The sequence below is a fragment of the Pseudomonas sp. JAI120 genome, from assembly GCF_014207255.1.
Classification (GTDB): domain Bacteria; phylum Pseudomonadota; class Gammaproteobacteria; order Pseudomonadales; family Pseudomonadaceae; genus Aquipseudomonas.
In genome coordinates, this window is record NZ_JACHCZ010000001.1 from 516,418 (window position 1) to 539,433 (window position 23,016).

Annotated in this window: 27 protein-coding genes, 1 tRNA gene and 5 pseudogenes; 16 read left to right on the forward strand and 17 right to left on the reverse strand. The window is 58.9% G+C overall.

Annotation, left to right across the window (positions count from 1 at the left end; all coding sequences use genetic code 11):
* Positions 1 to 55 precede the first annotated feature (55 nt).
* The 4 genes from HDC32_RS02400 to HDC32_RS02415 form a co-directional block, all read right to left on the reverse strand.
* The gene (locus tag HDC32_RS02400) at positions 56 to 409 is read right to left on the reverse strand and encodes a hypothetical protein (protein WP_184742338.1); all 354 of its coding nucleotides are present in this window, start codon (positions 407 to 409) and stop codon (positions 56 to 58) included.
* A 171-nt stretch (positions 410 to 580) separates the two neighbouring features.
* Entirely contained in the window at positions 581 to 892 is a 312-nt protein-coding gene (locus tag HDC32_RS02405) for an AzlD domain-containing protein (protein ID WP_167656285.1), read from the reverse strand.
* Positions 889 to 1,584 carry an AzlC family ABC transporter permease gene (locus HDC32_RS02410; protein WP_131696206.1) on the reverse strand — a complete coding sequence of 232 codons (696 nt, stop codon included), beginning with the start codon at positions 1,582 to 1,584 and terminating at the stop codon, positions 889 to 891. The genes HDC32_RS02405 and HDC32_RS02410 overlap by 4 nt, the downstream gene beginning before the upstream one ends.
* 71 nt (positions 1,585 to 1,655) lie before the next feature.
* Positions 1,656 to 1,871 carry a hypothetical protein gene (locus HDC32_RS02415; protein ID WP_025856028.1) on the reverse strand — a complete coding sequence of 72 codons (216 nt, stop codon included), beginning with the start codon at positions 1,869 to 1,871 and terminating at the stop codon, positions 1,656 to 1,658.
* A gap of 176 nt (positions 1,872 to 2,047) precedes the next feature.
* Here HDC32_RS02415 and HDC32_RS02420 point away from each other — a divergent pair, with 176 nt between their 5' ends.
* The 6 genes and pseudogenes from HDC32_RS02420 (at position 2,048) to HDC32_RS02445 (ending at position 6,086) form a co-directional block, all read left to right on the forward strand.
* On the forward strand, positions 2,048 to 2,404 hold the full coding sequence (locus HDC32_RS02420; RefSeq protein WP_131696205.1) for a metalloregulator ArsR/SmtB family transcription factor: 357 nt from the start codon (positions 2,048 to 2,050) through the stop codon (positions 2,402 to 2,404).
* Between the two features lie 19 nt (positions 2,405 to 2,423).
* Entirely contained in the window at positions 2,424 to 3,707 is a 1,284-nt protein-coding gene (locus HDC32_RS02425) for an arsenic transporter (RefSeq protein WP_184742340.1), read from the forward strand.
* A 13-nt stretch (positions 3,708 to 3,720) separates the two neighbouring features.
* Complete coding sequence (locus tag HDC32_RS02430) at positions 3,721 to 4,206, forward strand: arsenate reductase ArsC (protein ID WP_131696203.1); 486 nt, start codon at positions 3,721 to 3,723, stop codon at positions 4,204 to 4,206.
* A 113-nt stretch (positions 4,207 to 4,319) separates the two neighbouring features.
* Complete coding sequence (locus HDC32_RS02435) at positions 4,320 to 4,931, forward strand: LysE family transporter (RefSeq protein WP_131696202.1); 612 nt, start codon at positions 4,320 to 4,322, stop codon at positions 4,929 to 4,931.
* Between the two features lie 414 nt (positions 4,932 to 5,345).
* A pseudogene (locus HDC32_RS32360) lies at positions 5,346 to 5,429 on the forward strand (cation-transporting P-type ATPase); the annotation flags it as partial.
* A 129-nt stretch (positions 5,430 to 5,558) separates the two neighbouring features.
* Complete coding sequence (locus HDC32_RS02445; protein WP_184742344.1) at positions 5,559 to 6,086, forward strand: DinB family protein; 528 nt, start codon at positions 5,559 to 5,561, stop codon at positions 6,084 to 6,086.
* Between the two features lie 2 nt (positions 6,087 to 6,088).
* Here the strand turns inward: HDC32_RS02445 and HDC32_RS02450 are convergent, their stop codons facing one another.
* The gene (locus HDC32_RS02450) at positions 6,089 to 6,547 is read right to left on the reverse strand and encodes a GFA family protein (RefSeq protein WP_131696200.1); all 459 of its coding nucleotides are present in this window, start codon (positions 6,545 to 6,547) and stop codon (positions 6,089 to 6,091) included.
* Positions 6,548 to 6,743: 196 nt separating this feature from the next.
* Between HDC32_RS02450 and HDC32_RS02455 the strand changes: the two genes are divergently transcribed.
* Positions 6,744 to 7,025 (forward strand): hypothetical protein, encoded by a 282-nt coding sequence (locus HDC32_RS02455; RefSeq protein WP_131696199.1) that lies wholly within the window; start codon positions 6,744 to 6,746, stop codon positions 7,023 to 7,025.
* Positions 7,026 to 7,070: 45 nt separating this feature from the next.
* Here HDC32_RS02455 and HDC32_RS02460 read toward each other — a convergent pair whose 3' ends face one another.
* Positions 7,071 to 7,262: a hypothetical protein gene (locus tag HDC32_RS02460; protein WP_027606617.1), complete on the reverse strand. Its 192-nt coding sequence runs from the start codon at positions 7,260 to 7,262 to the stop codon at positions 7,071 to 7,073.
* A 90-nt stretch (positions 7,263 to 7,352) separates the two neighbouring features.
* Positions 7,353 to 7,817 carry a hypothetical protein gene (locus HDC32_RS02465; RefSeq protein ID WP_131696198.1) on the reverse strand — a complete coding sequence of 155 codons (465 nt, stop codon included), beginning with the start codon at positions 7,815 to 7,817 and terminating at the stop codon, positions 7,353 to 7,355.
* A gap of 224 nt (positions 7,818 to 8,041) precedes the next feature.
* Here HDC32_RS02465 and HDC32_RS02470 point away from each other — a divergent pair.
* Positions 8,042 to 8,128, forward strand: a tRNA-Leu gene (locus HDC32_RS02470).
* Between the two features lie 153 nt (positions 8,129 to 8,281).
* Here the strand turns inward: HDC32_RS02470 and HDC32_RS32365 are convergent.
* Together HDC32_RS32365 and HDC32_RS02480 are read right to left on the reverse strand one after the other, a co-directional pair.
* Positions 8,282 to 8,422: pseudogene (locus HDC32_RS32365) on the reverse strand (host specificity protein); the annotation flags it as partial.
* Positions 8,423 to 9,392: 970 nt separating this feature from the next.
* A complete protein-coding gene (locus HDC32_RS02480) occupies positions 9,393 to 9,593 on the reverse strand; it encodes a hypothetical protein (protein ID WP_184742346.1) in 201 nt (66 codons plus the stop codon).
* 76 nt (positions 9,594 to 9,669) lie between these two features.
* On the opposite strand from HDC32_RS02480, the gene HDC32_RS02485 reads away from it, so the two are divergent.
* The 4 genes from HDC32_RS02485 (at position 9,670) to HDC32_RS02500 (ending at position 11,922) form a co-directional block, all read left to right on the forward strand.
* The gene (locus HDC32_RS02485) at positions 9,670 to 10,059 is read left to right on the forward strand and encodes a hypothetical protein (RefSeq protein ID WP_184742348.1); all 390 of its coding nucleotides are present in this window, start codon (positions 9,670 to 9,672) and stop codon (positions 10,057 to 10,059) included.
* A 356-nt stretch (positions 10,060 to 10,415) separates the two neighbouring features.
* The gene (locus HDC32_RS02490) at positions 10,416 to 10,781 is read left to right on the forward strand and encodes a hypothetical protein (protein ID WP_184742350.1); all 366 of its coding nucleotides are present in this window, start codon (positions 10,416 to 10,418) and stop codon (positions 10,779 to 10,781) included.
* 199 nt (positions 10,782 to 10,980) lie between these two features.
* Positions 10,981 to 11,226, forward strand: coding sequence for a hypothetical protein (locus HDC32_RS02495; RefSeq protein ID WP_184742351.1), 246 nt, complete (start codon positions 10,981 to 10,983; stop codon positions 11,224 to 11,226).
* Between the two features lie 147 nt (positions 11,227 to 11,373).
* Positions 11,374 to 11,922 carry a thioesterase family protein gene (locus HDC32_RS02500; RefSeq protein ID WP_131696189.1) on the forward strand — a complete coding sequence of 183 codons (549 nt, stop codon included), beginning with the start codon at positions 11,374 to 11,376 and terminating at the stop codon, positions 11,920 to 11,922.
* A 90-nt stretch (positions 11,923 to 12,012) separates the two neighbouring features.
* On the opposite strand, the gene HDC32_RS32370 is transcribed toward HDC32_RS02500, so the two are convergent.
* The 4 genes and pseudogenes from HDC32_RS32370 to HDC32_RS02510 form a co-directional block, all read right to left on the reverse strand.
* Positions 12,013 to 12,876, reverse strand: coding sequence for a sensor histidine kinase (locus HDC32_RS32370; protein WP_371920992.1), 864 nt, complete (start codon positions 12,874 to 12,876; stop codon positions 12,013 to 12,015).
* Positions 12,877 to 13,347 (reverse strand): annotated as a pseudogene (locus HDC32_RS32375) (response regulator transcription factor); the annotation flags it as partial.
* Between the two features lie 78 nt (positions 13,348 to 13,425).
* Positions 13,426 to 15,738, reverse strand: a pseudogene (locus HDC32_RS32380) (ATP-binding protein); the annotation flags it as partial.
* A 15-nt stretch (positions 15,739 to 15,753) separates the two neighbouring features.
* Positions 15,754 to 16,854 carry an ABC transporter substrate-binding protein gene (locus HDC32_RS02510; RefSeq protein ID WP_145337777.1) on the reverse strand — a complete coding sequence of 367 codons (1,101 nt, stop codon included), beginning with the start codon at positions 16,852 to 16,854 and terminating at the stop codon, positions 15,754 to 15,756.
* A gap of 462 nt (positions 16,855 to 17,316) precedes the next feature.
* Here HDC32_RS02510 and HDC32_RS02515 point away from each other — a divergent pair, with 462 nt between their 5' ends.
* Positions 17,317 to 17,922 carry a cysteine hydrolase gene (locus HDC32_RS02515; RefSeq protein WP_131696186.1) on the forward strand — a complete coding sequence of 202 codons (606 nt, stop codon included), beginning with the start codon at positions 17,317 to 17,319 and terminating at the stop codon, positions 17,920 to 17,922.
* Between the two features lie 86 nt (positions 17,923 to 18,008).
* On the opposite strand, the gene HDC32_RS02520 is transcribed toward HDC32_RS02515, so the two are convergent.
* The 4 genes and pseudogenes from HDC32_RS02520 to HDC32_RS02530 form a co-directional block, all read right to left on the reverse strand.
* Positions 18,009 to 18,206: a hypothetical protein gene (locus HDC32_RS02520; RefSeq protein ID WP_027606646.1), complete on the reverse strand. Its 198-nt coding sequence runs from the start codon at positions 18,204 to 18,206 to the stop codon at positions 18,009 to 18,011.
* Positions 18,207 to 18,501: 295 nt separating this feature from the next.
* A pseudogene (locus tag HDC32_RS31955) lies at positions 18,502 to 18,714 on the reverse strand (AraC family transcriptional regulator); the annotation flags it as partial.
* A gap of 5 nt (positions 18,715 to 18,719) precedes the next feature.
* Positions 18,720 to 19,031 carry a hypothetical protein gene (locus tag HDC32_RS32385; protein ID WP_371920988.1) on the reverse strand — a complete coding sequence of 104 codons (312 nt, stop codon included), beginning with the start codon at positions 19,029 to 19,031 and terminating at the stop codon, positions 18,720 to 18,722.
* Between the two features lie 90 nt (positions 19,032 to 19,121).
* Positions 19,122 to 19,604 carry an Lrp/AsnC family transcriptional regulator gene (locus tag HDC32_RS02530; protein ID WP_184742355.1) on the reverse strand — a complete coding sequence of 161 codons (483 nt, stop codon included), beginning with the start codon at positions 19,602 to 19,604 and terminating at the stop codon, positions 19,122 to 19,124.
* Positions 19,605 to 19,747: 143 nt separating this feature from the next.
* Between HDC32_RS02530 and HDC32_RS02535 the strand changes: the two genes are divergently transcribed.
* The 3 genes from HDC32_RS02535 (at position 19,748) to HDC32_RS02545 (ending at position 22,949) form a co-directional block, all read left to right on the forward strand.
* A complete protein-coding gene (locus HDC32_RS02535; protein WP_145337776.1) occupies positions 19,748 to 20,788 on the forward strand; it encodes a zinc-dependent alcohol dehydrogenase family protein in 1,041 nt (346 codons plus the stop codon).
* A gap of 243 nt (positions 20,789 to 21,031) precedes the next feature.
* The gene (locus HDC32_RS02540; RefSeq protein WP_184742357.1) at positions 21,032 to 21,883 is read left to right on the forward strand and encodes a sugar phosphate isomerase/epimerase; all 852 of its coding nucleotides are present in this window, start codon (positions 21,032 to 21,034) and stop codon (positions 21,881 to 21,883) included.
* 13 nt (positions 21,884 to 21,896) lie between these two features.
* Positions 21,897 to 22,949, forward strand: a complete 1,053-nt coding sequence (locus HDC32_RS02545) for an isopenicillin N synthase family oxygenase (protein ID WP_145337775.1) — start codon at positions 21,897 to 21,899, stop codon at positions 22,947 to 22,949.
* The last annotated feature ends 67 nt before the right edge of the window (positions 22,950 to 23,016 follow it).

Below are 23,016 nucleotides of genomic sequence, written 5' to 3' on the forward strand. Positions count from 1 at the left end.
CGAATGTCCAACGGCTGTCCCGCCGGGCGTTTCCCAAAATGACTAAGGCAACGGACTACAGACAAGTCGCGAGTGCAGCCAAACGACGTTTGGCCGGCATCGTATCTTCAACGGCGTAGTACTTGACGGACGAACCGGCGCCGGCGCTTTGCACGTCGACGAAGTAATCGCCACCCGTGGTGTAGACGGTGAAGCCACCGGCGCCGTTCGGCTCTTTGAAGCCTCCGGCGTCGACGCCAAACACGCTTTCGTCCTGCCAGCCAAACTGGATGCACTCGGCAACCACCAGCGTGGCCTTGTCCGATGCCATGGCCTTGTACGGAGCACCCAAGCGCGCCTCGTTCATCTTCGATCCCGCGCAACCGGCCAGTGCTACCGATACCAATGCGCCCATTACCACCTTGTGCATGCCATTGCCTCGTTGGAAAAAACGCGACTGTACCATTGCCGCAAGGCTGACTGACGCCGCCATGAATTTTGTTTCACTGTGGCGCGAGAATGTGCCGCCTATAGTGGCCTGGCTCATTTTCAGAAGCCTTCCTTCTGCCCGCCCTCCCGCGGGCTTTTTTTCGCCTGCGCTTCAGAGCCACCAGCGAAACAGGTAGAACAGCGCCATGCTCAGCAGCACGGTAATCAATACGTTGCGCGTCCAGAACATCAGCGCCACCGCGCAGATACCTGCCAGCAAATACGGATTGGCCGGGCTGAGGTTGAGCTGGTGGTCGGCGAGGAAAATAATCGGCCCGCAGATCGCCGTGAGCATGCCCGGCACCGCAAACCCGAGAAACTCCCGTGCCCCACGGTTGAGGCGCACCGGCAGGCGCGGCTCGATAAACAAATAGCGGTTGAAAAAAACCACCAGGCCCATGGCCACAATCATCAGGTAAATCATCGCTGCCCAACCCCCAGCCGTTTGCAGAAAAACCCTGCGCTCATGCCCAGCACACCCGACACCACCACGGCCGACTCCCAGTGCAGAAAGCTCAGCCATACGGAAAACAGCAACGACACGGCCACGCAGACCACTGTCGGCACGTCGCGCACCACCGGGGTGATCAGCGCAATAAAGGTGGCGGCAATCGAGAACTCCAGGCCCAACTGATCGAGGCCGGGGATGCTTTTGCCCAGCACGATGCCGGCCAGGGTGAACAGGTTCCAGATGATGTAAAACGTCAGGCCGACGCCCAGGGCGTACCAGCGATTAAAGGTTTCGCGGTCATAGTGGCTGACCAGCGCAAAGAACTCATCGGTCATCAGAAAGCCCAGGCTGATGCGCCAGCGCGTCTTGAGCGGCGAAAGAATCGGGCGCAGGTGCATGCCATACAGCAGGTGTTGGGAGGTCAGCAGCAAGGTAGTCAGCACAATGGAAATAAGACTGGCGCCGCTCTTGACCATGCCAATGGCGACCAACTGCGCAGCGCCGGCAAACACAATGGCGGACAAGCCCTGGGCTTGCAGGGGGGTGAATTGCGCATCGATGGCCATGGAGCCGGCCAGCAGCCCCCAGGGCGCACAGGCCAGGGACAAGGGAATGACGGCGATTGCGCCGCGAGCGAACGCGTAATGAGGTAAGGCAGCAGGCATGGAAACGGCTCATCGACAGACAGTCGACAAGCATGCCAGCCCTCTAAGGGGCTTGTCTTGAACGATCTTGCTCAGGCGAGCCTGACCGACACCTGCTCCACTGAATCCCGCGCTTCACGCAGTTCGTGAGCGTCCTGGTTGAGTCGGTGAATCGTGTTGAGCAACCTTTGGCGCAGCACTTCATCGCCGAGCTTTTCGACGGCACGCATCAGGTCGAACGCCGCGGTTTCGTTATTTTCCGCGACGGAATCCAGAGTCTTGCGCAGGTTGCGAGTGGCACGGGTCACGCGGGTCTTCCTTCATCAGCAATGGGGAGGCACTTTAGGACATTCGTGTTTCATTTTAATTTCAATCACTTGTGGCGGTTTTCCGGTGATTTGATCCATATCAATTGAAACAGGGTTTGACCAAAATATATGGAAATACGTATATTCGAATCCTCATATATACAGAGGTCATGGTCATGTCGGCGCCCCTTACACCGCCCACCTTGTTCAAGTGCCTGGCCGACGCCACTCGGGCGCGGCTGACGTTATTGATTCAGCGTGAAGGCGAACTTTGCGTGTGCGAACTGATCCATGCCTTGGACGACAGCCAGCCAAAAATCTCCCGCCACCTGGCGCAACTGCGCAGTAGCGGGCTGCTGCTGGATCGTCGTCAGGGTCAATGGATCTACTACCGCGTCAACCCGGCACTGCCCGATTGGGTGACCCAGGTGCTGGACATCACCCTGCAAGCCAACCAGCCATGGTTGCACAACGACGCACAGCGTCTGGGTGCAATGGGCGACAGACCACAACGAGCCAGCACCTGCTGCTGAACCACCGGAGCGTTTATTCATGCTTGTCGCAGTCGCCATTTTCATCTTCACCATCGTCCTGGTCATCTGGCAGCCCAAAGGGCTCGGAGTAGGCTGGAGCGCCACACTGGGTGCGATCCTGGCCCTGGCCTGTGGCGTGATCAGCCTGGCGGATATCCCGGTGGTATGGCACATCATCTGGAATGCTACCGGGACGTTTGTCGCGCTGATCATCATCAGCCTGCTGCTGGATGAGGCCGGATTCTTTGCCTGGACGGCGCTGCATGTGGCGCGCTGGGGACGCGGGCGTGGCCGGCGCTTGTTTGCCTATATGGTGCTGCTCGGCGCCCTGGTGTCGGCGCTGTTTGCCAACGACGGCGCAGCGCTGATCCTCACCCCCATCGTGATGTCGATGCTGCTGGCGCTGCGCTTTTCGCCGGCGGCGACCCTGGCGTTTGTGATGGGTGCGGGGTTTATCGCAGACACGGCGAGCCTGCCGCTGGTGGTGTCGAACCTGGTGAATATCGTCTCGGCGGACTATTTCAAGATCGGCTTCAACGAATATGCCGCCGTCATGGTGCCGGTCAACTTCGTCAGTGTCGCCGCCACCCTGGCGGTGCTGCTGTGGTTCTTTCGCCGAGATATTCCCCAGACCTACGACCCCTCCGACCTGGCCGACCCCGCCAGCGCGATCCACGACCGCGCCACCTTCCGCGCCGGCTGGTGGGTGCTGGGCATCCTGCTGATCGGCTGCTTTGCCCTGGAACCGCTGGGCATTCCCATCAGCGCGATTTCCGCGGTGTGCGCCGTGCTCCTGCTGGTGATCGCCGCCAAGGGCCACAAGATCTCCACGCGCAAGGTGCTGAAGGAAGCCCCGTGGCAGATCGTGGTCTTTTCCTTAGGGATGTACCTGGTGGTCTACGGCTTGCGTAACGCCGGCCTCACCACCTACCTGGCCACCTGGCTCGATACCTTTGCCACTTACGGCGTGTGGGGTGCGGCCATGGGCACTGGGGTGCTGACGGCGTTGTTGTCCTCTGCGATGAACAACCTGCCGACGGTATTGATCGGCGCGCTGTCCATCGAGTCCAGCCATGCCGTGGGCGTGGTCAAGGACGCGATGATCTACGCCAACGTGATCGGCAGCGACCTGGGCCCGAAAATCACTCCCATCGGCAGCCTGGCCACCCTGCTGTGGCTGCATATCCTGGCGCGCAAAGGCATCACCATCACCTGGGGCTACTATTTCAAGGTCGGGATTGTGCTGACCTTGCCGGTGCTGCTGATCACCCTCGCCGCCCTCGCGTTGCGCCTGAGTATCTGAAGGAGAGACCGCAATGAAAGTCCTGTTCATGTGCACCGCCAACAGCTGTCGCAGCATCTTGTCCGAAGCGATGTTCAACCACCTGGCCCCGCAGGGTTTTGCCGCGGTCAGCTCCGGCAGCTTTCCCAAGGGCCAGGTCCTGCCGCGCAGCCTGAGCACGTTGCAGGCGGCGGGCATCCGCACCGAGGGGTTGTACAGCAAGGGCAATGACGCATTTGAAGGCAGCCCGCCGGATGTGGTCATCACCGTCTGCGACAAGGCGGCGGGTGAAGCCTGCCCGGTGTATTTCGGGCCGGCGGTGAAGGCGCATTGGGGCTTGGAAGATCCTTCGGATGTGCAGGGCGATGAAACCAATATCCAAGCCGCATTCGACGCAACGCTGGCGACCATCGCCACCCGTTGCCGAGCGTTTTTCGCCCTGCCCTTTGCCCACCTCAGCCCTGGCGAGCTGAAGGCCGAGCTCGACCGCATCGCGCTGCTGGAAATGACCACGCCCTGACGGCTGAATGAATCCCACGTTGGCAAGTGGGCTTGCCACAACAGTGTGTGCAGATATGGATCGCCAACCCTCTGCCAGCGTATGCTCTCGCACTTTCCTGAAAGGACGCGGGCATGCTGACGATCTTTTTTTACGCGCTGGTATTCGGTTTTGTGTTTTGCCTCTCCCCCGGTGCGGTGCTGGCGGAGACCCTGCGCCGTGGCTTGCTGCACGGGTTCACACCCGCCTTGCTGGTGCAGTTTGGCTCGCTGGTAGGCGATGCCGTGTGGGCGGTGATCGGCCTCACCGGCATCGCGCTGTTGATCCAGCATGACGCCGTGCGCGTACCGCTGACGATCATCTGCGCGCTGTACCTGGCCTGGTTGGGCGTGCGCAGCCTGATCGACGCCTGGCACTTGCCCGAAGCCGATGATGCACCGGCCAGCACCCGACAAAATGCGCTGGCCGTGGGCGCGGCAATCTCCCTGGCCAACCCGAAAAACATCGTCTACTGGGGAGCACTCGGCAGCGCGCTCTCAGGCATCGTCGGCGCCACGCCCAGTCATGGACAGACGCTGATGTTTTTCGCCGGCTTCATGTTGGCTTCGGTGCTGTCATGCTTTTTGATCGCTGCACTGGTGAACCTGCTGCGCAAGAACGCATCGCCCACTTGGCAGCGCATCAGTTATGGCGCCTGCGGTTTGGTATTGATCTATCTGGCCATTCTCGCCGCACGCGGCATATGAAGTTATATATCGGGTAACTTTCGAAGGCCTCTTGTCTGAATGAACCCTGAACACCGGGCTATCTAATTAATCATGCGCTGACATTGTGTAACTGTCTGAGTAGTTTGCCCGTGCCCGCAACTGGGGCCTTTTTTAACCCTCACAAAAGAAGCCAATGGACACAGTATCCAGTCGCTGTCCGAGCACCGCATTGGCGGGCATCGGGCGCCCAACCCAGAATATGACAGGACTCGCCTCCCCGGTCCGGTAAGCTGCGCTGGAGCTTGATAGTAGAAGTTATCCAAGATCGCGAAGTCAGCGACTCGGCATGCTTTCGCTCGCCTGTATTCAGGTAAGTACCGGGTATGTTTTATCGAGAATTGGCGACAGGAGTACAGACAATGGGCGCCGTAAAAAACACGCTACTGCATAAGAAAAGTGGTCCATGACAAACCGCCTCACGCCATCGTCCAGTTCCTGCAGGCCCTGAACAATCCGTTCATCTACGTGCTGCTGACCAAGCAGGCGGAACGCCAACGCAACCATTTCACTGGGCTTGGCCAGTTGCGCCAGGTGCCGTTGCAACTGCGGGTCGTCCAGGTAATTGCCTTATGATGACGGCACCATTGCCAACGAGGGGTAAAGCACGTGGACCGTATCGAACAAATGGCGCTGCTGGCGACCTATAACCAGTGGATGAACCGCAAGGTCTATGACGCGGCGGCCAAGCTCACGGACGATGAATTGCGCGTGGACCGCCGGGCATTTTTCGGCTCGATCTTCGGCACGCTCAACCATCTCACGTTGGGCGACACGGTCTGGCTCAAGCGCTTTGCCCTGCACCCCGCAGGCTATGAGGCGCTGGCGCCGCTGAGCGCCATTGCCGCCCCCTCGGACCTCAAGCAGCTGGCGTTCGCCGACCTGAGTGAACTCGCGGCCCGGCGGCGTTGGCTGGACCAATTGATCATCGAGTGGGTCCACACTCTGCGCGAGCCCGACCTCCACCATCACCTGCACTACCACAACATGCGCGGCGCGGCGGCCAGCAAGCCGTTTGGCGCCCTGCTGGTACATTTTTTCAATCACCAGACCCACCATCGAGGCCAGGTCACCACGCTGCTGACCCAGGCCGGGCAGGACGTAGGCGATACGGACCTGCTCGCTTTGATTGACTGAACTCAGCGAGCACTGAACTCGGCATAGGCCTGCAACAACCTTACAAAATCCTCGGGTTGCGGCAACTGCTCGAAGCTTTCGACGGCCGGAGTGGAAGCCCAGGCCAGTTTTTCGCGGGTCCAGGTCTCCATAAAGGGCACGTAATCCGCGGCACTATCCAACAATGTCGCACGCACGTTGACGAACTCATCGATGCCATGGGGCCGGGTAAACAGCCAGCTCATGCAGTGCGGGCAGCAATAGTGACGATCGACCCCGTGCAGGCCGCCGACCACCGGGCAACCCTGGGTCACGGTGAACGCGCTGGCGGGAATCAGCGCGCTGAGGGAGAACGCACTGGCGGTCATCTTCTGGCAACCGGTGCAGTGGCACGCCATGGTAATTACCGGCGCCTGGCTCACGCTGAAGCGCACCCTGTTACAACGGCAACTGCCTTCCAGGGGCAGGGTTTCGACGCTCATCACACACTCCTTTTCATGATCAGTGGCGTGGCAGGTTAGCGTCCAGGCCGGGGTATTGAATAGGTCCAAGGGCAAAACCGAACGCTGCCGCACCCACGGGGTCGAAATTTCAGGTGCCCGGATTTTTAATCCCCGCCCTCCCCGCGTGCATTGTGGGTTTACCGATGCGCGCACCCAATAAGAAGGAGACGCTTACATGGTCATTCACTTCAAGGTTGCCGGGCATCTGGCCTGCGGTCATCACGGCAATAACCTGCCCTCCAGCACCGAGCTGAAACGGGTCAAGTGCCGCACCTGCCGCAACACCGACGCCTTCAAGGAAGCGCGCCGCAACCAGCGCAACGCCGCTCGCCGTGCTTCGCGCCAAGCCAAGACCCACACCAGCACCGACTGGCGCAGTGCCTGGACGCAACGCCTGACCGAGCTGACAGGGCTGCAACGCCTGCCACGTGGCTTCGGCGCACAGCCCTTCGTATAAGCCAGAAACGCAGAAGCCCCGGTCAAACCGGGGCTTCGTTTTCAATCAATCATCATTGGACACCGGCCGGTTGCGGGCCTGGTAGCCCGGCAACGTGGCGGCATACGCCAGCGCCTGTTCGCGGGAGTTAAAGGACGCCAGCCGGTCCTGGGGCGTACACACCCGCCATGGCCCGAAATTGACCTGCACGATGTCGTACCCATTCAGATGCAGCTTCTTCAGCAGTGGAGCGCTCATAGTCACCTCGCTTTCCTGAGATTAGCGTTGCACGCCCTACCTTACACCCGAGTCCAGGCTCATGACTGACCGCATGTCGCGGCGGCCACGCTACTTGACCTTGTTGCTCAAGGTATCCACGGTGCGCTTGAGATCATCCAGGCTGCGCTTCAAACCGTCGATGTCGCTTTTCTGCCGTTCGATCGTGCTGTTCTGATTCTCGACCGTGCGCTTGAGGCTCGCCAACTGGCTGTCACTGGAGCTGGCACTCGAACCGTCCCTGCGCTTGAACTCATCGAACGCGCGGTCCTGCCCCTCCAGCTTGCTTTTCAGGCCTTGCACCTCGCTATCGGTACGTTTCTGCGCCGCTTGCAGCTGTTCAATATCCCCCACCGAAATGCTCGACGCCTTCAACACATACTGATTGCCCGCCTCCAGCGAAGCCCCCGTCAACCGGTCACCGCCTGACGCGCTGAAATCCCCCCACTTCACCGCACTCCCAGCCTGTGCCGTACCGGCCAACAGTCCCATGACACCTGCAACCACCCACCAGGATCGCTTGCGAACACTGAGCATCAACTGATTCCTTTCCAGACTGCCGGGATGGCATATCGCTATGACTGTCATTTATGCCGCTTGTTCCCCTGCGGTAGGAATCCTCTGGTTCGCCTGTTAAAGCCGATGTAGATCACTGATCTGCCAAGCTTTTTCAGGCGCTCCTGAAGCAAGAAAGCGGCAGTCCGACCTTGCGTCGAAGCGCCTGGATCTATATATTCCCAACCCTGTAACAACGCGCTACCGCCCGAATGGCGAAACTGGTAGACGCATGGGACTTAAAATCCCCCGCTCGTAAGGGCGTCCCGGTTCGATTCCGGGTTCGGGCACCATATATATCAAGGGCTTGCATGATGAACTTCATGCAGGCCCTTATCTTTTTGCTCCGCAATTTCCATTGCTCCGGCGTCCTGCCGACCTAAATCAAATCCCAAGATCAAGCCCCCTGCTAAGCCGTCCACTCCAAGGAACAGACATACCTAACAGCGGATCTTCGCGTCGATCACCTTGGTGAGGCCGGCAATCTGCATAGTGTTGGAGATTTTGTTGTTGTTCTGGTTAGCAGTCAGTCGAGTGATCCGCAACAGCCGTCCGGTAGTCACGCGTGGCAGATTGATACGGCGCGTGCTGCGCTCCTGCTTTTCTCCAGGCAATAAAAAAGCCCGCCGAAGAGAGCCTTTGATGAAGTGGTGCTGACTATAAGCAGCCTAGCAGCGCGACCAATCGCTTATTCGCAATCCAGTTGGCGACCACAATGTAATAAGTGGGAGCGCATGCTCGCCTCCTTGTACTTCGGTAAGAGGAGCACGCCGCGCGGATCTTCGAAGCCGTCGGCGCCTGAAGCCAGGTAAAGGTGATTCATGCGACGCATACCCCGCATCCAGCAACGCAAACGTCAAACCTGGCTCGCACTGCCGGCCAGCGGAATAGAAGAGGTAGGCCATGGCTGTGACCCAGGAAGAACGAACGGCCAGGCTCGCCGAGAAGCGGCAGGAACTGGGCGATGCGGCACACAGTCCCGTACGGTACCCGGCAAATGCTCGACGAGCTGATGCTCTGGCATTAGCTCGAGGAAGTCAGCGAGGCGGTGCAGCTGCTGGTGCTGAATGGCCGAGCCGAGGATCTTGAGCGCGACGACGTGAACATCAAGGAGACCTTGCGAGGCTCAGCCATAAAGCTGGTGAAGCCGCAAGGCCGCGAATGATGATGTTCAACTGCGATGGTTGCGGTCGGTTCATAAGCGACGCTCAGCGCTACCGGCAAGACTGCCGGAACTGCGGAACAAGCAACACACCTTAAGGAGCGTTACCGTGCGTGCTTAACGCTGCCTTGCTGAGCGAATTGTTCAAACTCGGCGAGCATGATAACCGCCGTGAACTGCAGTTCCCCGTACTGAGCGGCTACCTCGTCAGTCTGGAACGGTCAGTATTTGTCGTAGAAATCTTCCGCCGCTGCCTCGGCTTCGTCTTTTGCGATTTGAAGCTTATGAAGGCCTGCTTCGTAGTTGTAATCACGCATACATACCTCCTTGATCCGGCTCCATGCCGGTCACCCGCAATACCCTATATCTCTGAATAGCGCCAGGCGGCTAGGCTATCAGCGCTTATCGCGAGCTTCGGGATTCCATGCACTGCAGAGAAACATGATCCCAGGAGCAATAAAGATACCCCAATAACCATTGAAGCTTGGATAGAAAAGCGGCCCGAATGTCGCAGTGACAAGCAAAGCGAGCCCTGCCCATAACCGCTTACGCGGCGTGAACCACTCGCGGAACGCTTCAAGCTTTTTACCGGCCATTACCACCTCCTTGTTTGATAGGCAGCAAAGCATATCACCCACTTAAACGGATCACGCCAGCCGGCGAGGCGAAGCCATGCCTATCGCCCCGGAATACCTGAAATCGATACTCGCCTACTCGCCAGAATCGGGCGTTTTCACCTGGCTTGTCAGCCGAAGCAGAACTGTTGCGGGCAGCCTGGTTTCCAGTGGCTATCTGACGGTGATGATCGACAGAAAGCGGCACAACCTGCACCGACTCGCATTCGTCTACATGCTCGACCGGCATTTGCTCAATCATAGCAATCGCGATGGGCCTAACCTCGTTCTCCTACACCAGCATCTGGAACGATGGCGCCGGAAGGATAAGCATCACAAGCTACAGCTACGGATTTTACGTTGGATGCTTTCTTTTTTATGGCTTGCCGCCACCTCTATTATTGAACTTCAACGTGATAAAAGACGCTCACTGACCGCAAGCTCGTAAAACAGGGCTGACATTACAACTCGGTCATGGCGTTTTGCACCTTCGGCACATCACAAAGGTCACGAGGAATGAGCTCACCAGAAAAGGACGCAGCAAGATCTACCGATATATCGATAGCAGTAATAGGTATTGCTCTCGGCCTAGCCGTCGCCGTCTACATAAGCCCTAAAAACCAGTATTTCTTGGGTACTTTTGCATACCTCTGGTTACCGCTCCACAGGTTTGCATCATCCTTTAGGGGCTGAATCTACAGTCTTCCTGGCCAGGCATCCAGTGTGTATGGAATGCCAGTAACTACGTCCATTACGAAATGGTAGCGTTGCGCCACACTAATTCATCAAGCGCATGAGGAAGCCATGGCAATAGGCGACAAGATAAGACAATTCTCTGTAGCACCCGCCAAAGATCATCAGTGGATCCGGGGGCTGCGCTACGCGATCATGTTAGAAATTGAAGATTTCAAGGACCGCGAGGGTATGCGCTTATCTCGTTCAGCGGAACGGATAAACGCTCTCAAGGGCAACGAACGTTTCGCTTATCGACTGTCGAATCTGCAAGAAATTATGGATCTCATAGCACCTTTAGAAAACGAAGATCCTTTACGGTCAGCCGAATTAGGAAATGAGTTGGCCGACTACCTATCGGCTAGAGAGAACAATCCTGATTGTAGTAGCCCGAACAGGCTCAAAGGCGAGTTGCTAGGGATGGATCTTGGCCTTTGAATTTATGGATTTCCCCAGCCCCGTCGCCCGCAGCCCAAGGAATGGGGAAGTGCCAATACCGGCGCGTTTATGACCTGGAAGTCAAATGAGCAAAACACGTTTGCAGTAGCGGCTGGACATCTCGCACATACATCAGCATTGCTGGCTTTAATCCTTAACCTTACCGGGCGCAGCAGCCTGGCGATTACTTGGACGGGACGTGCTCATCTACTCGCTCCCCAGTGCTTGTGTCGACAATGATCATGTCCCTCCAGGTATTACTGAGGGCGGTTGTGAGCTGCCAACCGAGCACGAGAAGCTTGAGACACAGTTCCCTTGGATCAACCGCGAGTACATCGAAGCGTTCAACAAGATCGCGACAGTTCTCACCAGCCGCAAGGCTTTCGCAGGCGGCGGCCTGCATCGCAAGCCCGAGACGATTGCCGATCGGCAGTTATCGCGATAGCGACCTGCGAAACCCGCTAGAAAAACTTAAACCATAGAAGTTAGTGATCGGAATGTACTTTTGCGCAGAATTTAGTCATTTAGGGACCTACCTGGCTCAGCCCTCGGCACTTTAAAGTACGCCAATCATTCAACTATCGGCGTCTGTATGAATCTCTGGTTTCGACTTCTCCTCATGCTGCTTCGTCGACCTTGGCGCAGACCGGCAAAAGCGCTGGAATCGACCGTCATCCGAATGCGCGTCTGGCCACTGGACCTCGACTTCAATCGACATGTCACCAACGGCCGATATTTCACTCTGGCCGATGTCGGACGCATGGATTTCGTTTTGCGCAGTGGCGCCTATCGAGTAGCTATCAGAGCAAAGGCGCTGCCCATCGTCGGAGACACTTGGGGTAAATTTCGTCGTGAGCTTAGGCTGTTTGAAGCGTTTGAAATCCACACAAGGATGCTTGGCTGGGACGACAAGTGGAGCTTCATGGAGCATCGATTTGTGAGCAAAGGCAGAGTGATCGGCGTTGTCGTAATGCGAGGTCTATTTCGTTCAGCGAAAGGTGTTATTCCGCCAAGCGAGTTTGTTCGAGAACTGGGACTGCCCGAACGGTCGCCAGAGATGCCGACATGGCTGACCTCGTGGTCGCAGAGCTGCGATGCCATGAGCCGCCAGCTCAGAGATGAAGAAAGCACCCATGATTGACTGACTTGCAGGCAGCCCGTGACCCGTGCGCTATTGGTTTACCCGCATTAACCGTAAATTAACGCAATCCATTCCGGCGTTGTTCGATGTTCAACGCTTACTCTGCGGCGCATCAAGGGGGATTTCGAGGATGAAGGTTGCGCCCTGCCCAGCCCCGTCGCTGTGCACGGTCAAGCTGCCACCCATTTCCTGCGCGGCGAGCGCGCAGCTGTGCAGGCCGAAACCGTGACCGTCTTTGCGCGTCGTGAAGCCATGGGAAAAGATACGCGTCAGGTGCTCTGGCGTAATTCCGTTGCCATTGTCGGCCACCGTGATACGCAAGACTGTTCCGTCAGCAATGAGGGAGGCGCTGCACGTGATGCACGGGCCGCGATCGACCACGCCGTCCAACGCCTGCCCGGCGTTTCTGATCAGGTTCACCAGAATCAGCAGCACCCGGTGCCGGTCCAGCGACAGCAGGGGCAAGTCGGCAATGTCCTTGACCACTGTCACCTCTTGTTTCATCCGTGAGCCGGCACTCATGCGCCAGGCATCATCGATTAATTCCGAAACCGGTATTGTCTCGACGACACTGACAGCAACGGCATAGGACTGCTGGGCAGCGACAATGGTCTTGATGTGGTCAATGCCTTTGGTGAGTTGCTCGAGTTCTTCGATGATGCCCTGCTGCTCTGCCGCCACCGCCTGCGCCAGCTTGAGCAGGTAGTCGGGCAGCATCTTTCCCCTCTGGTCCTGGGTGAGGAAATCGCTCAACTCATGGATGTGTTCGTTCATCATCTGCGCCACCTTGCCCAGGCCCTGGGCCTTGGAGGTGCGCATCTGGCTGCTGACCAGCTCTGCCGAAACGTTCACGCTGTTGAGGACGTTGCCGACATTGTGCAGCACCGTCGTGGCGATCTCGGCCATACCCGCCTGACGGGATTTCGCATGCAGCTCGGATTGCACCTGGCTCATGCGTAGCGCCGCGCGTACACGAGCCTTGAGCTCCAATGGCGAGAAAGGTTTGGCGATATAGTCATCGGCGCCACTCTCCAGCCCGGAGATGCAAGCCTCGCTGCCGCCGCGGGCCGTCAACAGGATGACGGGCAGATGGGCAAAACCGGCGCTCGCCTTGATTCTGGCGGTCAGGCCGAAGCCATCGAGCTCCGGCATCATCACATCCGAGAGAACGACATTGATCGGTTGGCGCTGCAGTATGGCCCAGGCCTGCTCTCCGTCAGCTGCGGTGACGACGCTGTAGTCGTCGCGCAAAAGCTCGCTGAGGTAGCTAAGCATTTCCGAGCTGTCATCAACCACCAGAACCCTGGACTGCGAGGCGCGTTCCGGGTGCTGCTCGTTGTCTGCATCGCCCATGGACGCTGGGTCGTTGCTACTGCCACGGTGGCCGTCGTCAAACAGCAAGTGGCGCTGCTCGGTTGTGATCATTGCGGTGGGTGACGATCCCTCATGCAGATGACTGGCTTCGGTCGGCACGGTGTTTTGCTCAGTTCCCCGAGGAAATCGAACAAGGAAGCACGACCCCTTTCCAGGCTCACTGTTGACGCGAACTTCGCCCCCCATCAGCTCGACCAGATCCTTGACCAGGGCCAGACCGATGCCTGTACCGCTGTAATGCCGCGTGGCGGAATTGTCGATCTGGGAAAAGCGCTGGAACAGCAGGGGCAATTTGTCAGACGCGATGCCAATGCCCGAGTCTTGCACCGCGAGTTCAAATCGCTCGTCATCAAGCGCAGTGACGGCCAGATGCACCGTACCGCCAGCAGGGGTGAACTTGATGGCATTACTCACCAGGTTGAGCAGAATCTTCTCGAAGTGTCGGGGGTCCAGGAACACGGTACCTAGGGCAGGATCGATGCTGCAGGTCAACGTGCAGCCTTTGCCCTTGGCCACCATGGCGGCGTCCTCGGCCAGCACGCCCACTGCCTTGTTCAAATCAACGGGCGCCGGACACAGCTCAAACTTGCCTGCTTCGGCCTTGGAGAAGTCAAGGATATCGTTCACGCGGTTCATCAAGCGCAGTGCGTTTCGTTGTGCGCGGTCGATTTGCACGTGCCAGTCCGCCGGCGGGGTCATCGCCACCGAAAGCTGCTCCAACGGGGCGAGAATAAGGGTCAGGGGGGTACGCAGTTCGTGGCTGACCGTGGCGACGAAATCACTCTTTGCCTGGTTGGCCGTCTCGGCCTGGTTGCGCGCCTGAATAAGTGCGACCGCCTGTGCCTCCAGCACCTCGGTCTGTCGGTGCAGCGTGTCGGTCCGTTCGGCGACCATCCTCTCCAGAGAGGCCTGCACCTGTTGTCTTTCGGCTTCGGCCTCGGCCTCCAGCACCCGGATGCGCAAAGCATTCTCCTGGAACACCCGGACGGCCCGCGTCATGATCCCAATCTCATCGCCGCGTCCAGCGCTGGCGATCTCGGCGGTCAGGTCACCGGCAGCAAGCCGGCGCATGACCGAGGCCAGGGCGACGATGGGCTGCGCGACAAACCGCGAGGTGCTCCAGGCGATGGCACCGGCCAGCAGGATGGCGACGGTACCCGCGATGATCGCCGCAAGCATGCCGCGATCCTTGTGGGCCAAGGCGTCTGAGCGCGCCTCGCCAGCGAAGCGCGCAACCAACAGGCCCGCGCTCCGTGCCTCATTGCGCACTTGGTCGCGCGCGTCGCTCAAAGCGTTGCTCGCCTGATGGAACCTGGCAAATGCCGCTCGGTAGCCAGCGATCTGATCGCTGACCGTCAGGGGCGTAGCGTTGGCCTGCGGCCCCACAGAAGAAGGGAGAACCCGCGCGAGACGGGAGAGCTCATCGAGGATGACGCCTACAGAGCTGGCGACCTCGGCCGACGGCGCCAGGCGAAACGACAAGGTCTGCGCCTCCAGGGTGGCAACACGTTCGGCGAAACGCTTGGACAACGCGGCTGCATTTTGCAGTAAACCGGTGGCGGCCTGAATGTCACTTGCGTCATGGGCAATATGCTCGTCCACTTCAGCCAACATGACTTCAAGGCGCTCTGCCACACCTCCAACAGCACCCAGATACCGCAAAGCCTCGCCTCCCCGAAGCTTGGGAGCCTCGCCAAGCTGCTCGAGCGCCAGGCTGGCTGCAGCCACCGCCTTCGCCAACTGCTCCAGGGTCTCCACCTGCTGCGGCGCTCCCATCAACTCGCGCAATTGCTCGACCACAGGCGGCAGCGCCGCACAGGCGCTGCGCGCCGCAGTGGCGGCCGCACCATCACCGGTCACCAACACCTTGGCTACATTGGCGGTAATGATGCGTTCACCGTTGCGCAGGATATCCAGGATGCGATGGGCGCTCTGGGCGTTGCTCACCCGCGCCTCGTGGTCGGCGGCGCGGGAATCCAGGCCCTTCAGCCCATCGGCGATACCCTGCTCAACGAGGGCCGTCGCCTCTCGCATCCGGGCGTAATGGGCCGTCATATTCTCGGTTTCGCCATCCATGGTCAGGGTCGCCGCCCGCAAGGACGCGATCGCTGCAGCGAGCCTCTCCAGGCTGCCCTTGAGCGATTGCGCCTCTGCCGCCGGAATAGCGTTAAGGCCGCTGATAGCGGTCGCTACCAAGCCTTCGGCCAGGGACAAGCTTTCCTGATCGCGGGTGGCAATGAAGTTTTCCACTCGCCCGGTGGCCCCGTTGACCGAGGCCAGAATTTCCGCGGAATGGCTGGCGGAATCCACCGCACGTACCATGCCTCGCAGACCGTAGAGGTTCACGAGCGATACCGCCAGCATCAGCAACACCAGTGCGGCAACCGCCAGGCCAATCCTGACGGCAATAGGCCTGGCCGTGGCTGATTTGAATGTCAACATAGACCTCGCCCGCCGCTACTGCTTCGGCACCTCCGGCAAAAACGCCGGCGGCGCCGTATGGTTGATGGCCGCATCGATCATCGCCGCAACGGAAGCCTGGCCGTAGAAAGGATTGGCGGCGCCCCCCACCGGCATGGTGGCGAGCCAGGCGTCCAGGTCTTTGGCATCAATACGTACCAGCGGCACCTCGACGAACTTCGGCACCTGCTTGCCCGCCAGTATCTGCTGGGCCACCCAGAAACCCATCTGGGAGACGCTCGGGGAGGCAGAAACAGAGACGGTCTCGTAGCCATTGGCATCGCGTTCCTGTTTCCACAGGGCAAGTTCGTCCTGACGGTTCCCCATCACAATGATCGGCAAAGGGCGTCCCGCCGCCTTGAACGCCATGGCCGCGCCATATCCGTCGCCACCCTGAGTCGCCACGGCATCAATAGTGGGCAGCGACGGCAGCGCCAGCGTCACTTCCTTGCGGGCGACAGAAGCCGTCCAGTTCCCGTATACGGTCTTGACGAATTTCAGGCCCGGATAGTCGCTGGCGGCCTTGCGAATGCCATCGCTGATGTTTTTATCCGTGGCATCGCCAGCGATGCCACGGATCTCCAGCAACGTCCCGTTCCCCTTCAGGCGCTCGGCGATGTAATCCATTTCCACACGGCCCATGGCGGACCAGTTGTAATCCACGGTATAGACACAGGGCTCGGTGACCAGACTGGCCATGACAACCACCACGATGCCGGCGTTGCAGGCATCGCGGATCACCCCGTTGAGGGCCGTGTCAGAGGCAGCGAGGACCACGATGGCATCGACGCCCTTGACGATCATGTCCTGGATATGGGCCGCCTGCTCCGAAGCCGAGTTATTGGCGCTGACGACGGGAGCCTCACGGATCAAGCCGTCTTTTTGCGCCTGGAGCGCAATTTCCTGCCAGTTGCGCACCATCACCTTGCGAAAATCGCTGCCCGCATAGGAATTACTGAAGGCAATGCTATAGCTTGCGGTAGGGCCGCTGGCGATGCCGTCGTCGGCAGCATGGGCTGGGTTGGCGGCAACTATCGCCAGCCCCGCCACGCAGCCGGCGAAGCGCCCCAAGATCGTGTAGATCGGTTTGGTGTTCATGCTGTTCTCCATAATGCTTGGCATTTACCAACAGTCATCCATCTGCACCTGCCTACAGCCTGGATCGACGGCTTGTCCTGGTTGGAGCGGTTGGCCCCCGGGTTTGGAGATTTTCGAACATGTAGGTTTGGGGCAGGCATTGAACGTTTCCCCATATGCCGCGTGCAGGTTGTTGCGTAGTGCCGTTGAAAAAGCCCGAAGCCCACCCCCCGGCTGTCTTGCCGATACAAGGCTGCTGGCCAACGTCAATGATTTCGATAAGGTCAGTGCCCTTGGCAGCCGAACATTGAAACCCGTATAGGGCTCGCATTGGCAATGAGCATAGTATCAAAGTGCCCGCTACGCCCGCGGTCTGTGAACGGATACGGCGTTCTGAGCCACGGTTATGTGTTTGCTGCTGCCCTACTCAAACCCGCTTGCTGTTCTACGCTTGCTGCTTGAGCCACTTATCGGAGACCCGACATGAACCCCCACACCACCGCCCTTGTGCTGATCGAATACCAAAACGACTTCACCACCGAAGGCGGCGTGTTCCATGACGCCGTCAAAGACGTGATGCACACGTCCAATATGCTCGCGAACACCGCCACCACGGTTGAACAGGCGCGCACGCTCGGCGTGAAGATCATCCACCTGCCGATCCAATTCGCCGAGGGCTACCCGGAGCTGACCACCCGCGACTACGGGATTCTCAAGGGCGTTGCCGATGGCAGCGCCTTTCGCACCGGCAGTTGGGGCGCCGACATCAGCGAAGCGATTACCCGGGAAGCCGGCGACATCCTCGTGGAGGGCAAGCGCGGGCTGGACGGTTTCGCCACCACGGGCCTGGATTTGGTGCTGCGCAACAACGGCATCCAGACCCTGGTGGTGGCGGGCTTCCTGACCAACTGCTGTGTCGAAGGCACGGTTCGATCAGGTTATGAGAAGGGCTATAACGTGGTAACGCTGATCGATTGCACCGCGACCTTCACCGACGAGCAACAACAGGCTGCCGAACGCTTCACGCTGCCGATGTTTTCCAGGACGTTGCAACACACCGAGTTTCTCAACGGGCTGAACGCCCGCTAGCCATCGCCCAGGAGGCGGCTTTACAGCCGCCTTCGGATTCGCAGTCACCTGCGACACCCTGGCCGGGTTCGTTGAACTGAAACACCTCAGTTGTCAGGGTGTTCGCTCGCCACTGAATCGGCGGCGTCCACATCAGACATATCCTCTTCAAGGGGGGCATCGTCGTCCGGCGGCAGCGGGATCTTATCCTCATCACGCTTCGGGTCGTGCCCTGTCTCGTTGTCCGTGCCGCGCGTTACAGCCTGCTGTGAAATGTTGCCCGGGGCATTCTCATTGATTTCCATGCTGGCTCTCCGTTCTTGGGCTCGGGATATCCGTGCTTAAGGTTGAGAAACGCCATGCCCCCCAGAGTGCCGGGCAACAGACGAATGGACGCGCCCAGACTGGCACAAGGTGACCCTGCCGGTGTGTATTTCGATCCATTCGGCGCCGTGGGTATTTCCTGGATGGCGCGGCTGGAGGCATTGCGATGTGGGGAACTGAAATTGGATGAGTCATCCAGCAGACTCCAGCGGGGCTGCGTAAACGGTAGCACTAACGCCAGACGGCCTGGTCCGGTACCCACCGGTAAACGTCAGCACCTGGCTCGCGCCCGGCCGGCATCAGAATCAGATGCTGAGGCCCTGCGCGCATTTCCCGGTCATCCCATTGCAACAGTTTTTCCCCCTGCCGCACTCGACACAAAGTGGTCACGAACACCGGCACCTTTGGCAAGGTAAGGGCATGTCGCGCCCGTATGACAGATGCATCGATAATATTTTCCCGGTGCCGTATGCCGTCACAAGGGCGCATCGTGCTTAACGTCCGTAAGTTGAAGTAATGGTCGCTTTGGCCAGGACGTTGGCGTTGAGCATGTAACCTACCAAGGCTCCGCTGGCCTGGTTGTCGAGCGGTAGCTTGTCGGCTTTCAAGGCCCACACGGTGAATTGATAGCGATGGGGTTTATCCTCGACAGGAGGGCAAGCGCCACCGAACCCCGGCTGGTCAGTGAGAAGTCCGCAGCGTAGCCACTGAGTGTTACGGCCATGGAGAGTGCAGGCAGGATTAATCTGATGTTCATCGCCGCTCCAGCTGAGTCTGAAAGTGAAGCTCGAGTCTAGGTTGAACAAAGACGGGGGACTGTGCCGAAATGCTCGATAACAGTGCCGAAATGCTCGATTGTCCGGGCGAACGATGACTCTCGTCCTGCCTGACAGCCTTCAGATACTCAAGAGCTCGCTGACGGGCAGTCGATGGGTGGTCTTCATCTCGCGCAGGGAGAGGTTCGAGCGAATACTTGAAACCCCAGGGAGCTTCCTCAGCACTGTTTCGACAAAGCGACTATAGCTGTCCAAGTCCCGTGCAACCACCTCAAGTAGAAAGTCCGCCTCCCCCGTTGTGTTATGGCAACTCAATACCTGCGGGGCCGCCTGAATAATCTTTTCAAACCTTGCCGTGGCTTCTTCGCTGTGATCCGTGCAGGAGATCTGGACAAAGGCCTTCAGGCCCAACCCGAGTTTCTTTCGATTGAGAATGGCTTGGTATCCCTCGATAACCCCGCATTCTTCCAGCCGTCTTTGCTTGCGCCAACAGGACGCTTCGCTGAGGGACAACTGCTCGGCCAGCTTGACATTAGACAGGCTGCCGTCCCGCTGCAAACGCTCCGATATTGCAATGTCCGCCTTATCGAGCTGCTCAATCATGAAATAACTCCTCAAATTCTGGCTTTAAAATGAAGGTTAATTTCAATTCTTGCGTTCGGTCAATTGCAACTTGAAAGGTAATTTCAAGGCGCTCATTCATAATGGCAATACCTGAATCGCCCCTCCAAGCCTAGGTAATTTGAATGAAAGCAGTCGTCTACGAAGCCTTTTCCAAGCCGCCGCGCCTTATGAACGTGGCAGACCCATCCCCGGAACGTCATGGTGTGGTGATCCAGGTGCTTGGCACCGGGGTGTGCCGCAGCGACTGGCATGGCTGGAAAGGTCACGACCCCGACATTGAACTGCCCCATGTACCGGGTCATGAACTGGCGGGCATCGTGGCCGAAGTGGGCAACGACGTCACGCGGTGGAAGGTCGGTGACCGCGTGACCGTGCCGTTCGTGGGCGGGTGTGGTGCTTGTGCGCAGTGCAACAGCGGCAATCAGCAGGTCTGCCACACGCAATTTCAGCCGGGCTTCACTCATTGGGGTTCTTTTGCCGAGTACGTCGGCATCCACCAGGCCGATCTGAACCTGGTCGCGCTGCCTGAGAGCATGGACTTCGCTACCGCCGCAAGCCTGGGTTGTCGCTTCGCCACCTCGTTCCGTGCAATCGTCGACCAAGGCAACGTCAGCGCCGGTCAGTGGGTAGCGGTTCACGGCTGTGGTGGCGTAGGCCTGTCTGCGGTGATGATCGCCCAGGCCATTGGCGCAAACGTGATCGCCATCGATATTTCCCAGGAAAAACTCGACCTGGCACGCGCGCTCGGCGCTGTCGCCACCCTTAATGCCCAGTGCGTCGCAGACGTCACCGAAGCCGTGCTGGAAATCACCCAGGGCGGTGCCCACGTCTCGCTGGACGCATTGGGCCACCCAACCACCTGTTTCAACTCCATCAACAACCTGCGCCGTCGCGGCAAGCACGTCCAGGTCGGGCTGATGCTCGCTGATCACGCCACGCCGGCAATCCCCATGAGCAAGGTTATCGCCCATGAACTTGAGATCTACGGTAGCCACGGGATGCAAGCGCATCGCTATGGCGCCATGATCGAGATGATCACATCAGGCAAGCTGGCACCTGAAAAACTCGTGGGTAAAACCATCAGCCTGGCGCAGTCCATCGATGCGTTGACGAACATGGACCGCTTCGAGACGGCAGGTGTAACCGTGATAACCGAGTTTTAACGCATGACGCCACCCTGAGCCGCACTGAACAATAGTTTAGAAATCTCTGAACTATCTATTTGCACTTCCCTATTCTTTCCGCCAACCGCCCCTCCCTACTATTGGCGGCAACAAAGGAGCCTTTCCACAGAGATGCGGCCCGAAGATTGCCTTTTCTGATTGTCACTGCCGTTTTTTGTGCGTTTCGGTTAGCGCCGCAACGCCGCTGTGTCAATCATGCGAAGGCACCTTTGGAGCAGATCGATGAAGTTGGAAATATTCCGAACGTTGTGGGGCTACACCGCGAGCAAGGCACAAGCGCTGGAGGAGCTGCTTGAAGCCGGGTTCGATGGCATGGAAGCTCGCCTGCCCATGACCGCCAGCGAACGCGCCGAGTTCGCAGCCTTTCTACGCGCCAACCACGTCAGCTATATCAGTACCGTCTTCAGCGCCTACGACGTTCTGCCGCAACAATCGGCGAGCGTCGACGAACACCTTCTGGACCTCGATAAAAAACTCGCTTGGGCGGCTGAGTTGTCGCCGCGCTTCATCAACCTGCTGGCTGGCAACGACCGCTGGCCACTGGCACAGCAAGTCGACTTCTTTGGCCGCGCGATGGATGTCGCGCGCAAGCATGGCCAGGTGTGCGCCTTTGAAACCCATCGTGCGCGCTCGTTGTTCAACCCCTGGGTCACCCTCGAGCTGATTCGTCAACTGCCGGACCTGCGCTTCACCAGCGACATCAGTCATTGGGTCGTCACCTGCGAGCGTCTGCTCAACGATCCGGAAGACGACCTCAGCGCCTTCGTCGAACGCGTCCACCACATTCAAGCCCGGGTCGGTTATGACCAGGGGCCCCAGGTTCCCCACCCCGCCGCCCCCGAGTATGCCCAGGCGCTGGCCTTCCATCAGCAACATTGGGAGGCCATCTGGCGATCCCAGGAAAACCGCGGCTATCAGGTCAGCACGTTGACACCGGAGTTCGGTGCCGACGGCTATCTGCATCACCTGCCCTTCACCAATGTGCCGGTGGCCGACCTGTGGTCGCTGAATGTGTGGATGGCAAACACCGAGCGCGAGCATTTCCGCCGCTTCAGCGGTGCCTCAACCCGATAAGGAGCGTTCCCTAATGCCTGACAAAACGCCAAAGGCCGCCAACTTCAATCGCATTCCGCTGGTGGACATCGCCGGGCTGTACAGCGACGACATCACACAGCGCCAGGCAGTGGCCGAAGAGCTCGGTAACGCCGCCCGCGCAGTGGGTTTTCTGTACATCAAGAACCACGGCATCGAGTCGTCGCTGATCGACGGCTTGCGTCACGCGGCAAAGGACCTGTTTGCGCAATCCCTTGCGTACAAGATGCAGCACTACATCGGCACCTCCCGCAGCCACAAGGGTTTTGTGCCTGAAGGCGAAGAGGTCTATGCCAAAGGCAAACCCGATCACAAGGAAGCCTTCGATGTCGGTTTTGAAGTAGGCGAAGACGATCCGCTGGTCATGGCCGGGACCCCATTGATCGGCGCCAATGAATGGCCAGACCTGCCGGGTTTCCGTCCCGCCGTCGAAGCTTACTACGCAGCGGTGTTTGCGTTGGGTCGTCGCCTGTTCAAGGGCTTCGCGCTCGCATTGGGCCTGGAAGAGGACTATTTCGAAGCACTGGTTACCCGCCCACCGTCGAAACTGCGCCTGATTCACTACCCATTTGACCTGGCCGCCCAAGACGCACCCGGCATTGGTGCGCATACCGACTATGAGTGCTTCACCATTTTGCTTGCCGACAAGCCAGGCCTCGAGGTGATGAACGATCAGGGGCACTGGATTGATGCGCCGCCCGTGGAAGGTGCCTTTGTGGTCAACATCGGCGACATGCTGGAGGTCATGACTGCGGGTACGTTCGTCGCTACGGCTCACCGAGTGCGAACCGTCAGTGAAGAGCGCTACGCCTTCCCACTCTTCTACGCATGCGACTTCCATACGCAGATCAAGCCACTGCCACAGTTTCTTGAAGGCGCTAAGGATTACGAGGAAATCACCATCGGTGAGCACATGTTCGGCCAAGCGCTGCAGACCTATCAGTACCTGCGCCGCAAAGTCGAACGGGGCGAACTCAAGCTGTACGAGAAAGCGCGCAAGCCATCGAGCTTCGGTCACTTAAAGAGCCAGGCGCAGGACGCGTCCTGATGCAACCCTCAGCCTGGTCACACCGCCCTGTTTAACCACCCGCCCAGCCCTACTTTACCGACGTGGA